The 12,515-nt window shown below is 69.0% G+C and carries 11 protein-coding genes; 8 read left to right on the forward strand and 3 right to left on the reverse strand.

The genetic code is table 11. The features are described from left to right. Nucleotides 1-140 precede the first annotated feature (140 nt). The 5 genes from ACFQS9_RS25120 to ACFQS9_RS25140 all read left to right on the forward strand — a co-directional run bounded on the left by ACFQS9_RS25120 (nucleotide 141) and on the right by ACFQS9_RS25140 (nucleotide 4,188). Nucleotides 141-911 (forward strand): crotonase/enoyl-CoA hydratase family protein, encoded by a 771-nt coding sequence (locus tag ACFQS9_RS25120; RefSeq protein ID WP_378409272.1) that lies wholly within the window; start codon nucleotides 141-143, stop codon nucleotides 909-911. A gap of 72 nt (nucleotides 912-983) precedes the next feature. Next, on the forward strand, nucleotides 984-2,564 hold the full coding sequence (locus tag ACFQS9_RS25125) for an MFS transporter (protein ID WP_378409273.1): 1,581 nt from the start codon (nucleotides 984-986) through the stop codon (nucleotides 2,562-2,564). A gap of 55 nt (nucleotides 2,565-2,619) precedes the next feature. Beyond that, the gene (locus ACFQS9_RS25130) at nucleotides 2,620-3,234 is read left to right on the forward strand and encodes a TetR/AcrR family transcriptional regulator (protein ID WP_378409274.1); all 615 of its coding nucleotides are present in this window, start codon (nucleotides 2,620-2,622) and stop codon (nucleotides 3,232-3,234) included. A 41-nt stretch (nucleotides 3,235-3,275) separates the two neighbouring features. Then, entirely contained in the window at nucleotides 3,276-3,809 is a 534-nt protein-coding gene (locus tag ACFQS9_RS25135) for a GtrA family protein (protein WP_378409275.1), read from the forward strand. A gap of 28 nt (nucleotides 3,810-3,837) precedes the next feature. Beyond that, nucleotides 3,838-4,188, forward strand: a complete 351-nt coding sequence (locus tag ACFQS9_RS25140) for a hypothetical protein (protein ID WP_378409276.1) — start codon at nucleotides 3,838-3,840, stop codon at nucleotides 4,186-4,188. 26 nt (nucleotides 4,189-4,214) lie between these two features. On the opposite strand, the gene ACFQS9_RS25145 is transcribed toward ACFQS9_RS25140, so the two are convergent. Next, nucleotides 4,215-4,694: a MarR family winged helix-turn-helix transcriptional regulator gene (locus tag ACFQS9_RS25145; protein ID WP_378409277.1), complete on the reverse strand. Its 480-nt coding sequence runs from the start codon at nucleotides 4,692-4,694 to the stop codon at nucleotides 4,215-4,217. 140 nt (nucleotides 4,695-4,834) lie between these two features. Here ACFQS9_RS25145 and ACFQS9_RS25150 point away from each other — a divergent pair, with 140 nt between their 5' ends. Then, nucleotides 4,835-5,671, forward strand: coding sequence for an SDR family oxidoreductase (locus tag ACFQS9_RS25150; protein ID WP_378409278.1), 837 nt, complete (start codon nucleotides 4,835-4,837; stop codon nucleotides 5,669-5,671). Between the two features lie 59 nt (nucleotides 5,672-5,730). Here the strand turns inward: ACFQS9_RS25150 and ACFQS9_RS25155 are convergent, their stop codons facing one another. Next, nucleotides 5,731-7,194 (reverse strand): hypothetical protein, encoded by a 1,464-nt coding sequence (locus tag ACFQS9_RS25155; protein WP_378409279.1) that lies wholly within the window; start codon nucleotides 7,192-7,194, stop codon nucleotides 5,731-5,733. Between the two features lie 222 nt (nucleotides 7,195-7,416). After that, nucleotides 7,417-9,774, reverse strand: a complete 2,358-nt coding sequence (locus ACFQS9_RS25160; RefSeq protein ID WP_378409280.1) for an arylsulfatase — start codon at nucleotides 9,772-9,774, stop codon at nucleotides 7,417-7,419. A gap of 166 nt (nucleotides 9,775-9,940) precedes the next feature. Here ACFQS9_RS25160 and ACFQS9_RS25165 point away from each other — a divergent pair, with 166 nt between their 5' ends. Together ACFQS9_RS25165 and ACFQS9_RS25170 are read left to right on the forward strand one after the other, a co-directional pair. Next, nucleotides 9,941-11,608, forward strand: coding sequence for a SulP family inorganic anion transporter (locus ACFQS9_RS25165; RefSeq protein WP_378409492.1), 1,668 nt, complete (start codon nucleotides 9,941-9,943; stop codon nucleotides 11,606-11,608). Next, complete coding sequence (locus tag ACFQS9_RS25170) at nucleotides 11,605-12,510, forward strand: HAD family hydrolase (RefSeq protein WP_378409281.1); 906 nt, start codon at nucleotides 11,605-11,607, stop codon at nucleotides 12,508-12,510. The genes ACFQS9_RS25165 and ACFQS9_RS25170 overlap by 4 nt, the downstream gene beginning before the upstream one ends. The last annotated feature ends 5 nt before the right edge of the window (nucleotides 12,511-12,515 follow it).

Here is a 12,515-nt window from a genome sequence, read left to right on the forward strand (position 1 = left end):
TCCAAGGAGTGAACTCCGGTTCCGTTCTTAGGTCAAGGGCTTGACAGCGCGGCCGGACCTGCTGTTACGTTCGGCCCCGCGATCACACGGCGGACCCGGTCCCGAGGTGACGGGGGCGCCCACGCCACGAAAGGCGGCCCATGACCAACGATGTGGTTCTCGTCCGACGCGACGGCCCGGTCACGACCATCAGCATCAACCGGCCCGCCGTCCGCAACGCGGTGGACCGGCCCACCGCGGACGCGCTCGCCGCCGCCTTCCGCGAGTTCGACGACGACCCGGGGGCCGCCGTCGCGGTGCTCCACGGCGAGGGCGGAACCTTCTGTGCGGGAGCGGATCTCAAGGCGATCAGCTCCGGGGCGGGGAATCGGGTCGCGCTCGACGGTGACGGCCCGATGGGCATCTCGCGCCTGCGCCTCTCCAAGCCGGTGATCGCCGCGATCGCCGGTCATGCGGTGGCGGGTGGGCTCGAACTCGCGCTGTGGGCGGACCTGAGGGTGGCGGAGGAGGGGGCCGTTCTCGGGGTCTTCTGCCGGCGCTGGGGCGTTCCGCTCATCGACGGCGGCACCGTGCGGCTACCGCGCCTGATCGGCACGAGCCACGCCATGGACCTGATCCTGACTGGCCGGCCGGTCGACGCGGACGAGGCGCACCGGATCGGGCTGGTCAATCGGAAGGTCCCGGCCGGCGAGGCGGTCGCCGCCGCCCAGCGGCTGGCCGCCGACCTGGCGGCGTTCCCGCAGACCTGCATGCGGCAAGACCGGCTCTCGGTCCTCGATCAGGAGGGGCTGACGGAGGATCAGGCGATGCTCGCCGAGCTGCGGCACGGGGCGATCTCGCTGGCGGACGGCACCGTCGAGGGCGCGACGCGCTTCGCCGAAGGCGCCGGGCGGCACGGCGCCTTCGGCTGACGGCCCGGCCCTCGCGGGTGTGGGGGCCGCCCTCGCCGGGAATAGAATACGAAACGGTAGCGTATCTATACCTTGAGTCGGGCTCCGACGGTGATCGCCGGCCGGCTCCCGCCACATCACTCGTTTCGGAAGGCCGGTCATGACCACAACCTCGTCAACCACCCGTGCGGGCACACCGCCACCGACCGGGTGCCACGCCACCTCGGTCTCGCGCTGGTCGTCATCGCCACGGCGCAGCTGATGGTGATTCTCGACAGCACGATCACCAACATCGCCCTGCCCAGCATCCAGGCAGACCTCGACATCTCCGCCTCGGGTCTCGCCTGGGTGGTGAACTCCTACGTGTTGGCCTTCGGTGGCCTTCTCCTGCTCGGTGGCCGCTCGGGCGACCTGTTCGGCCGGCGCCGGATGTTCCGGGCGGGCATCGCGATCTTCACCCTGGCCTCGCTGCTCGGCGGCATCGCGCCGAACGCGCAATTGCTGATCGCAGCCCGCGTGTTGCAGGGTGTCGGGGCCGCGATCGCCGCGCCGACCGCGCTGTCGCTGATCGCCACGACGTTCCCCGAGGGGTCGCCGCGCAACAAGGCCATGGGCGTCTACGCCGCCATGTCCGGGATCGGCTCGACCATCGGATTGCTGCTCGGTGGCCTGCTCACCGACTACCTGGACTGGCGCTGGATCTTCTTCGTCAACGTCCCGATCGGTATCGCGCTGCTCTTCGGAACCAAGATCCTGCCCGCCGGGGATCGCGCACACGGCCGCCTCGACGTGCCGGGCGCCATCACCGGAACCCTCGGCCTGGTCGCGCTGGTCTACGGCATCACCCGCGGCGGCGAACACGGCTGGTCCGATCCCGCGACGATGGCCTGGTTCGCGGGGGCCGCGGCGCTGCTGGCCGCGTTCGTGGTCGTCCAGTCGCGCTCGGATCACCCGATGATGCCCCTGCGACTACTCAGGGACCGCAACCGATCGGGCTCGTACGTCACGATGCTGATCATCGGCGCCGCGATGTTCGCGACCTTCTACTTCCTGTCGCTGTACATGCAGCAGGTGCTCGGATACTCGCCCATCGAGACCGGCCTGGCCTACCTGCCGTTCAGCTTCGGTATGGGATTCGCGGCCGCGATGGGATCGAAGCTTGCCGGGCGGGTGCCCGCGCGGCTGCTCGCCGGCCCGGGGCTGATCGTGGCCGCGGCGGGGATGGGGTGGTTCGCGTTGCTCGAGCCGGACTCCTCATACCTGACCCACCTGATGCCCGCGATGTTCGTCACCGCGCTCGGGCTCGGCATCAGTTTCCTGCCGATGACCCTCGGTGCGGTGTCGGGCGTCACCGACGCCGACGCCGGGATCGCCTCAGCACTGCTGAGCACCGCGCAGCAGATCGGCGGCGCGATGGGTCTGGCCGTGCTGTCCACCGTGGCCGCCACCACCTCGAACGGTTCGCTGCCGAACGCGGACCGGGCCTACTTCCAGGCGCTGGCCACCGGTGACGGGAACCTGATGGCCCGGGCAACCGACGCGTTGACCGATGGCTTCACGGCCGCGTTCGCGCTCGCCGCGGTGTTGCTGGTCGTGGGCTTCGTCGTCACCGTGACGGCGGTCAATGCCAGGGCTGCCACCGGTGATCAGCAGCCGGTCGTCCACACTGGCTGACAGGGTAGGGGTGGCGGCTGCGGTTGCCACCCCACCGATGTGAACGGAGGTCACCGTGTCATCGCCGTCGAAGTCCGGCCGTCCGCGCGACGCGGACCGGGACCGGGCACTCCTCGTCGCGACGCAGGATCTGCTGGCCGAGGTCGGTTACGACCGGTTGTCCATCGATGCCGTCGCGGCGCGATGTGGGGCCGGTAAGACCACCGTCTACCGGCGGTGGGCGGGCAAGCCGGAGCTGGTTGCCGATGCCGTCGCGTTGCTTCACGAGATCGCCGTGGCGCCGGACACGGGCGACCTCCGCACCGACCTGGTCCTCATGGCCAAGGCCTGGCACGACCCGGACTCCCGGCGGGACGCGGTCGTGGGCGGTCTGCTCACCGCGATGGTGCACGACGGCGGGCTGCGGGACGCGGTCAACCAGGCCATCTCGGTGCCGCACAAGGAGGTCTTCGCCACGGTCGTCGCGCGGGCGGTCGAGCGGGGGGAGGTGCCCGGCGATCGTGACTTCGAGCTGATCGGCACGGCCTTTCCCGCGCTCACCTTCCATCGGCTGTCGGTCATGGCGGAGCCGATCGACCTGGCGTTCATCGAGCGGGTCGTCGACGGTGTCGTCGTGCCCGCATTGATCTCGGGCGGGTCGTCGCCCGCCGGTGGTGCAATGTCCCGCTGAGGGGGATGGATGCGGGTATTTCGCATCGAGAGGGGGCTTTCATGGACGACGTGATCACGCAGGGTGACGGTCGCGGTGAGGTCATCGCCGACCCGGCGGCCGCCGCGCCCGTCCGCGACGACCCCCACGGGACCGCGCGCGAGTCCTACCCCTGGATCAAGGGGCGGACCGGGCGTCATCGCCTGCGGGGCGACGGCGTCGCCGCACAGTTCATCCGGTTCGTCCTCGTCGGCGGATCGAGCAACATCGTGTACGCGCTGGTGTTCCTCCTGCTCCATTCCCAGGGCACGTTCGCGGCCAACGTCGCGGGGGTGGTGATCAGTACGGCACTCGCCAACGAACTCCACCGCAGGCTGACCTTTCACGCGTCCGCACGGGTCCATTGGTTCCCGGCGCAGTGGGAGGGCGGCGGGCTGGCCGTCGTCGGGCTGTTGCTCAGCACGGTGTCGCTGGCCCTGCTCGACTTCTGGCTCCCGGCGGCCGGGGGCGCGGTGCAGGCGATCCTGGTCGTCGCGGTCAGTGCGTTCGTCGGTGTGCTCCGGTTCCTGGCCCTGCGTGGTTGGGTGTTCTCGTAGCGGATCCGATCCTGGAAAGAAGGCGGAGATGGCGGAACCGAGGCTTCTACTCATCGGCAGGCTCCAGTCCACCCTGGATGTCCTGGCCGAGGAGTTGCGACGATTCGGCCGGGACGTGGTCGCGACCAACGACCGGGTCCTGATCAGGCAGACCCTGGTCGAGGGGAAGGTCGACCTCGTCGTCATCGGCGGCGGACTCGACGACCCCGCGCGAGAGGAGATGCGGGACTACGTGTTCCGGTTCAGCCCGGCGATCCCCTTGCACCTGGTGCCCAGGACCGAGGGCGGGAGCCCCGCGACGACCGTCACGTTCGCGAACGAGCAGATCGTGTTGTACAAGGTGTTCGCCGCGGCGCGCGAGCACCCGGACGCGCCCTAGGACATCGGGGCCGTCGTCTCAGCGCTTCAGCGCTGGACGTCGCGGGTGGCGTCGTATGCCCGCGGCAGCGTGTCGCCGGCGTTGAGCGCCAGCAGCAGCCGGTGCAGGTCGTCGCGCATTGCGGAATCGAGGTCGGCGAGCGTCTCCTCGTTGAGCGATGCCAGCAACCTGTCGGATTCGGTGGCGGCGCTCCTGCCCTCGTCGGTGATCGCGATCAGGAAGCGCCTGCGGTCCTGTGGATCGCGGGTCCGGGTCGCCAGGCCCAGCCTCTCCAGGTGGTCGATGGAGGAGACCATCGTCGTGGGGTCGATGCGCAGTTGGTTCCCGAGCTCGAGCTGCGAGCGAGCGCCCGCCTCGGCCAGCGCCTGCAGGATCAGGTAATGCCGGGTTCGCAGTCCGAGGCCGGTGAGTCTGTCCTCGCTGAGGCGGAACATCACCTGCCCGAGCTTCATCAGCAGGCAACCCGTGTGGCGGGCCGCGGCGTCGGGGACCAAGGGCTCGGCCACGAGTCGGCACCTCCGGTTCCGGGACGGTTGGAAATGACGATCATAGGGGGCCCGCGTCCCGGCCCCGTGGTCGGCATCCAGTATGGTCCGCGACAGAAACCATTCGCTGTACTGATTATTTCACCATCGAGGGAGTTGGCATGGCCACCGAATTCGTTCAGTCCATCGATCTCACCGGCAAAACCGTGTTCGTCGCGGGCGGGACCAGCGGGATCAACCTCGGCATCGCCGAGGACTTCGCCCGCGCCGGCGCCCGGGTTGCGGTCATGAGCCGCAGGCAGGAGAAGGTCGACGCCGCGATCGAGCGGCTGACCGCGCTCGGCGCCGAGGCCACCGGCGGCAGCGCCGACGTCCGGGACTTCGCCGCGACCGAGGCGGTGCTCAAGGACGCCCACGACCGGTTCGGCGACTTCGACGTGATGGTCTCGGGAGCCGCGGGCAACTTTCCCGCCGCGGCGCTGGGACTCTCGGCCAACGGATTCAAGTCGGTCGTCGACATCGACCTGCTCGGCACCTTCAACGTCCTGCGCGCCGCGTACCCGTTCCTGCGCAAGCCGGGCGCCTCGGTCATCAACATCTCCGCGCCACAGTCGGTGCTCCCGACGGTGACGCAGGCGCACGTGTGCGCGGCCAAGGCCGGCGTCGACATGCTCACCAAGGTGCTCGCCCTCGAGTGGGGTCCGGCCGGGGTGCGGGTGAACGGCGTGATCCCGGGGCCGATCGACGGGACCGAGGGCATGGCGCGCCTGGCGCCCACCGAGGCCGACCGCGCGCTGGTCACGAACAGTGTTCCGCTGCGCCGGTACGGCACCCCCCGCGATGTCGCCAACGTGTGCCGGTTCCTGGCGTCCCCGCTCGCCGACTACGTGTCGGGTGTGGTCCTGGCTGCCGACGGGGGATGGGCGCTCGGCGGTGCGTCCGCCACCATGGGCGTCATCGGTCAGCCCCTGCTCGACGCCATGGAGGCGGGGGCCTGACCCACGCCGATGTGGGCAGCGTGGTGGCGCCGCTGGTGGCGCCACCACGCCCGATCGCATCACCAGGCGCGCACGCGCACCACGCCGCTGATCGTGCCCTGGTAGAACTCGCCGCGCGAGGTGATCAGCGCGGACATCTGCAGGGTGTCGTTGGCGGACGTCCCCGGCATGCCCTGCGTCTTGAGCACCGATCCCGTCTGCGGGTCGATCACCGCGTAGGCGAACCCGTCCAGCGGCGTCGTCAGGTCGAGGCCCTGGCGGATCACCGTGTAGAGCTTGCCGTCAGCGGTGGACAGGTGTGGGACCGCCGCGCTGCGAATCTTCTTGTCCCACACGGTGTGGCAGCCGGTGCCATCGAGGTCGACCCGGGTCATGCCGCCGGTGAACGGCGCGGACGCGGGGACGGCGGGCCCGGCGCCCTCCGGCACGGCCGGGTAGGGGTAACCGTAGGTGCTGGCGACGAACACCGAGTTGCCGATGCCGACGGGCGAATTCTCGCTGCCCGGGCCGCCCGAGGCGAGGACCGGCTGCGAACAGACGAGGTCGCCGGTGGAGACGCGGTAGACCAGGAGGGAGACCTGGGTGTCGGCGCTGTCGACGATGGCCAGGTAGTCGGCACCGGTGGTAGGGCCGAAATAGGTTGGGGTGGAGCCGGTTCCCCAGCTCAGCTGGCCAGGGTTCCGGGCGCTGCCGCGGTCGTAGGGGGCCCGCCAGTCGACCTTCGGGGTGCCGTCCGGTGCCGCGCTGAGCTGGTACAGCGCATGGGTGGTCGCGACCGCGGTCCCGGTGGTCGCGGTGGAGATGCTGTTCTGCACCTGCTCGCCCGCGGGCAGCTGCAGGGTCTTCGTGACACCGCCGGTGTCCACGCGTCCGACCCGCCCGGCGCCGGTCGCGAACCAGACGTTGCCCTGCCAGTCGGGGGCCAGGCCGGTGACGTTGTCACCCGAGGGGATCGCGCCGGTGAGGTCGACGGACTGATCGACGAACAGCCGCCAGGTGCCCAGCGCCGTCCGTTCGTGCTGCACGCGCACCAGGCGGCGGTCGCCGTCGACGGCCACCAGTCGGTTGGCGTTGTCGAGGAACGCGTAGACGCCGCCGAGCAGGCTGCCCTTGGGTAGCTGCAGTTGGGCGACGGACGCCGCGATGGGTAGCACGCCGTCGGTGAGCGGGAGGAGGGACGGGTCGATCAGGTGCACGGTCGGCACCTGGCCGACGATCGGGGTGCACAGCGCGAGAATCAGCCCGTCCGACCCCTCCAGCAGAGTCGGGCACGCCGACGCCAGCGGGATCGAGCCCACGGCGACATGTCCGGTCCCGGGTCCCGCAAGCGGGGTGGCGTCCGAGGAACCGGCGTCGCCGTGCATGGTCGAGGTGCCCATCGGGCCGAGGTGTGGGTTCGGCGGGGCGAGCGGGCCCCAGGTCGGCTGGGCCGTCGCGGCGCCGCCGCCGAGGGTGACGGTCAGGGCGATGAGCAGTGAGGAGAGGGCGACGAGCGCCCGTCTTGCCCCGCGGGTTCCTTGCACAGTGCCTCCATTGCTGTTGGATTCGTTGCGTTGACTTCCCCGACCCACGTGCATTCGAGACGAATGTGAATATTCGTATCGCTAGATACGGTTATTCACTACCGGGTGACCGTAGGGGCAATCGGTCGCCCTGACAAGGGTCTGTTTCCTGGGCCGCGAGATCCGGACAGCAGCCGGCCCTCCCGCCGGGGTGGCGGGAGGGCCGAGTGGGGCTGTGATCAGTCAGTCGCGGGACATGGCGGCCGCGAGGTGTGCCTCGACGTCGACGTACGCATCGTCGGCAATGTCGAAGACGACCTTCTGGATCTCGCCACCCCGGAACTCGAAGCGCGGCTCCGGGTAGGCGCTCGACACCGGATCGGCGCTGTCGTAGCCGATGCACAGGCCCTCGCCGCAGAGGGTGTAGTGGCCGAGGATGGTCCGGATCTTCTGCTCGCCGACCTGCTTGTCGTCGATGTACAGCTTCAGCGGTCCGAGGCCTTCCCGGTTGGGTCCCATGCCCTCCTTCGTGAACTCGACGCCGATGATGTGCTTGCCCGAGGTCGGCACCGGGGCGGAGATACGGTCCTCGGGCGGGATGCCGAGGAAGTTGTAGGCATAGGTGACAGTGCCGTCCTTGATGAACAGCGAGTGCCCGCCGAACCGGGAGCCTTGCGCGAAGATCACGCCCCGCGAGTCCGGAGTGAGGTCGACCTCGGCGAGGATCTTGTACGACACGCCGTGGGTGTTGGCCGCGGACCGCTCGGGTACCTCGGAGGTGCCGGGGTAGTACACGTATTGGCCGCTCGGAGGTGCCGGCTGGTGGAACTCCATCGCGACGAACGTCTCGAAGTCCTTGGGGTTGCCCAGGATCTGGAGGTCGTTGAGCGGCAGCACATTGTTGACCTTCGCCTCCTCCATCCACAGCGCCTTGAGTTCCTCGAGCTTGTCCGGGTGCTCGCCGGCCAGGTTGTGGGCCTCGGCGCGGTCGGCGTCGGTGTGGTACAGCTCCCACTCGTCCTGGTCGAAGTTGCCCTTACCTGAGATCGGGCCGTGAATCGAGACAGCCTTCCAGCCCCGGTGCCACAGCCCGCGCTGGCCGAACATCTCGTAGTACTGGGTCTGTTTCGCGGTCGGCCCCTCGGCTGGGGCGTCGAAGGAGTACTTCATCGAGACGCCGGACAGCGGGGTCTGCTCGACGCCGTGGTAGGTGTCGGGGAACTCGACGCCGCACGCCTCGAGGATCGTCGGCACGATGTCGGTCGAGTGGTGGTACTGGTGGCGCACCTCGCCGCGAGCCTTCATACCGGCCGGCCAGTGGATGACCAACGGGTCGGCGATGCCGCCCTGATAGGTGTAGCGCTTGAACATCTTGTACGGCGTGGAGAATGCCGCCGCCCACCCGGTCGGGTAATGGTTGTAGGTGTCGGGGCTGCCGAGCTTGTCGACCATGCGGAGGTTCTCGGTCTCGTCGTCGGGGTAGCCGCCGAAGATCTTGCCCTCGTTCACCGAGCCGTTCGGACTGCCCTCGCCGGAGGCACCGTTGTCGGCGCAGTAGATGATCAGGGTGTTGTCGAGCTGGCCCGACTCCTCGAGGTAGTCGACGATCCGGCCGACCTGGGCGTCGGTGTACTCGGAGAACCCGGCGAACACCTCGGCCATGCGGCTGAACATGGCCTTCTCTTCGTCGTTCAGCTCGGCCCAGGGGCGGACCTCGTCGCTTGGGGAGAAGGTGCCGTCGGGCATCGGGTTCAGCGGGGTGAGATCGGTGTCCTCGGGGAAGATGCCCTTCTCGACCATGCGACCCAGCACCCATTCGCGGTAGGCCTCGTAGCCGTCGTCGAACATGCCCTTGTACTTGGCGATGTACTCCTCGGGCGCGTGGTGCGGTGCGTGGTTCGCGCCGGGGCAGAACCACAAGTACCAGGGCTTCTCCGGCTCGGTCTGCTTGACGTCGCGGATCATCTTCAGCGCCTGGTCCGCGAGGTCCTTGGAGAGGTGGTAGCCCTCCTCCGGCGTGTAGGGCTGGTCGATGTAGTGGTTGTCCTCGGCGAGCGAGGGATACCAGTTGTTGGTCTCGCCGCCGATGAAGCCGTAGAAGCGGTCGTACCCCTGCGCGAGCGGCCAGTTCTTCTTCGACGCCCCCGCGGTCCACTCGTCGATCGGGACGTTGTGGTTCTTGCCCACCCAGAACGTCGCCCAGCCGGCGTCCCGCAGCACGTTCGCCATCGTCGCGTTCGACGGCGGGATGTGCGAGTTGTAGCCGGGGAAACCCGTGGAGGACTCGGAGATCGTCGCGAACCCGTTGAGGTGGTGGTTGCGTCCGGTGAGGAAGGTCGAGCGGGTCGGCGAGCACAGCGCGGTGGTGTGCCACTGCGAGTAGGTCAGTCCGTTCTCCGCGAGCCGGTCCATCGTCGGCATGTTGATGCGTCCCCCGTAGGGCGACCAGGATGCCTGACCGGTGTCGTCGTAGAGCACGACCAGTACGTTCGGGGCGCCCTTCGGTGCCTTGTCCGGGAGGAATGCATCCCAGTCGGACACCGAGTCTCGGACGTCGAGGTTGATGCTGCCCTTGAATTCCTTGGTCACTGATCGCTCCATTTCCCGTCGGAATGTCCGTACCACCGATGGTCGCCTCGACTGCTCGCCCACGCCTCACCCTCTTGAGGTGAAGCGGTCGCGGATCGATTGCCAGACCATGGGGAGACTGTGGCGAAAGGGGCCGGCAGGAGTGAACACCACGGAGAACAAGCGCGGGCATCGGCTGCTGTTCGGCTCCCTGCAGGGCTATCAGAAGAAGTGGATCCGGCCCGACGTCATCGCGGGCCTCACGGTCTGGGCGGTCCTGGTGCCGGAGGCGCTCGCCTACGCGACCATCGCCGGGGTGCCGCCGGTCGTCGGGCTCTATGCCGCGATCCCGTCGCTGATCCTGTATGCGGCGGTGGGTAGTTCGCGGCACCTGGTGGTCGGGCCGATGTCCGCGACGGCGGCGCTCTCGGCGGCCATCATCGCGCCGATCGCGGGCGCCGACGGCGGCAAGTACATCGCGCTGTCGGCGGTGCTGGCCATCGCGACCGGCATCGTCGGACTGTTGGCGGGCCTGATCCGGCTCGGATTCATCGCGTCGTTCATCTCCGAGCCGGTGCTCAAGGGCTTCATCGTCGGCCTCGCGCTGACCATCATCATCGGCCAGGTCCCCAAGCTGTTCGGGGTCGACAAGTCCGAGGGCAACTTTTTCGAGCAGGCCTGGGGCTTCGTCCGGCACCTCGGCGACACCGACTGGCGGACACTGACCGTCGGCCTGCTCAGCCTTGCGGTCGTGCTCGGGCTCAAACGATGGTTGCCGCTGGTCCCGGGATCGCTGCTCGCCGTGCTGCTCGGCATCGCGGCGGTCGCGGCGTTCGGACTGGACGACAAGGGCGTCGAGATCGTCGGGCACATCGACTCCGGGCTGCCCTCGATCGGTCTGCCCGGCGGAGTCGGGTTCGACGACTACGTGGACCTGCTGGGGCCGGCCGTCGGCGTGCTGCTCATCGGCTTCGCGGAGGGTCTGGGCGCGGCGAAGACGTACGCGGCGAAGGCGGGTTACGAGGTGGACGCGAACCGCGAGCTGCTGGGACTGGGGGCGGCCAACTTCGGATCGGGTCTCGCGTCGGGGATGGTCGTCAACGGCAGTCTCTCGAAGACGGCGGTGAACGGGGGTGCGGGGGCCAAGTCTCAGATCAGCGGCCTGGTCGTCGCGGCACTCACGGTGGTCACGCTGCTCTTCCTCACCGGGTTGTTCGAGAACCTCCCCGAGGCCACGCTTGCCGCCGTCGTCATCGCCGCGGTCATCGAGCTGGTCGACGTGTCCGCGATGAAGCGGCTCTACGGGGTGTGGACCGAGCGACTCGGCAGCATCTACGGTCCCGCGGCCCGCGCGGACTTCGCGGCGGCCCTCGCGGCCATGATGGGTGTGCTGCTGTTCGACACGCTGCCCGGCCTGGTGATCGGCATCGGTGTCTCCATGCTCCTGCTGCTCTATCGGGCCTCACGCCCACACGTCGCCCCGCTGGCGAAGGAGGGCTCGCTGTGGGTCGATGCCGAGCGACACCCGGACCTGGAAACCCGACCGGACGTGGTGGTGGTGCGGGTGGAGGCGGGGCTGTTCTTCGCGAACGCGGATCACGTCAAGGAGTCCATCGAGGACCTGTGCACCGGCACCACCCGGGTGGTGGTGCTGGACGCGGAAACCTCGCCCTTCGTCGACGTCAGCGCCGCGCAGATGCTTTCGCAGCTGCGGGACATCCTGGGGCGCAGAGGGATCGAGCTGCGGGTCGCCCGCGACATCGGGCAGTTCCGGGACACGCTCACACGCGCGGCCCCGGACGGGAAGCATGTCGGGGTGTACCCGACCGTGAGTGCAGCGTTGGCAGATGTGGAGGGTGTGCGATGACAGGTCTCATCACATGGCGGGACACCGCGACCCGCCGGGCGATCGTCGACTTCGTGGCTCGCGTCGAGGCGCGGGAGATCCCGGCCTCCGAGCGGGTCGCGGTGTTCGACAACGACGGCACGCTCTGGACCGAGAAGCCGGTGCAGATCCAGATGCAGTTCGTCTTCGCGCTGTGGGCGAAGATGGCGGCGGCCGATCCGGGCCTGGCCTCTCGTCAACCGTTCAAGGCGGTGGTGGACAAGGACTTCGGCTGGCTGTCGGCCGCCGTCGACAAGCACTACGAGGGCGACGACACCGATATGAGGACGCTGATGGCCGCCGTGGTGGAGGCCTCCGCCGGACAGGAGGTCGAGGCGTACACCCAGGAGGCGAAGGCGTTCCTCGACACCGGGACGCACCCGTCGCTGGGGCTGCCGTTCGCCCGGTGCGTGTTCGCGCCGATGGTGGAGTTGCTCCGATACCTGGAGGCGCACGGGTTCACCACCTACATTGCGTCGGGCGGCGACCGGGACTTCATGCGCCCTGCGGGCGACGAGCTGTACGGTATCCCGCGCGAGCGGGTCATCGGCAGCAGCCTGGGCCTGAGCTACTCCGGCGGGGCCGTTCGGTACGCCCCCGAGATGGGGTTCTTCGACGACGGTCCCGAGAAGCCCGTGCGGGTGTGGAGCCGGATCGGCCGCAAACCGCTTCTGGTGGGCGGGAACTCGAACGGTGATGTGCCGATGTTCGAGTTCGCCCGCGACGACGCGCTGCGCCTGCTCGTGCACCACGACGACGCCGAGCGGGAGTTCGCCTACGACACGGGCGCCGAGACCGCCCTCACGATCGCGGCGGACCGGGGCTGGACGACGGTGAGCATGCGCGACGACTGGGCGGCCGTGTTCCCGGACGGAACCTCGTAGGCCGC

This window comes from Rhodococcus daqingensis (assembly GCF_042665615.1).
In the GTDB taxonomy this organism is placed as follows: domain Bacteria; phylum Actinomycetota; class Actinomycetes; order Mycobacteriales; family Mycobacteriaceae; genus Rhodococcus_G; species Rhodococcus_G daqingensis.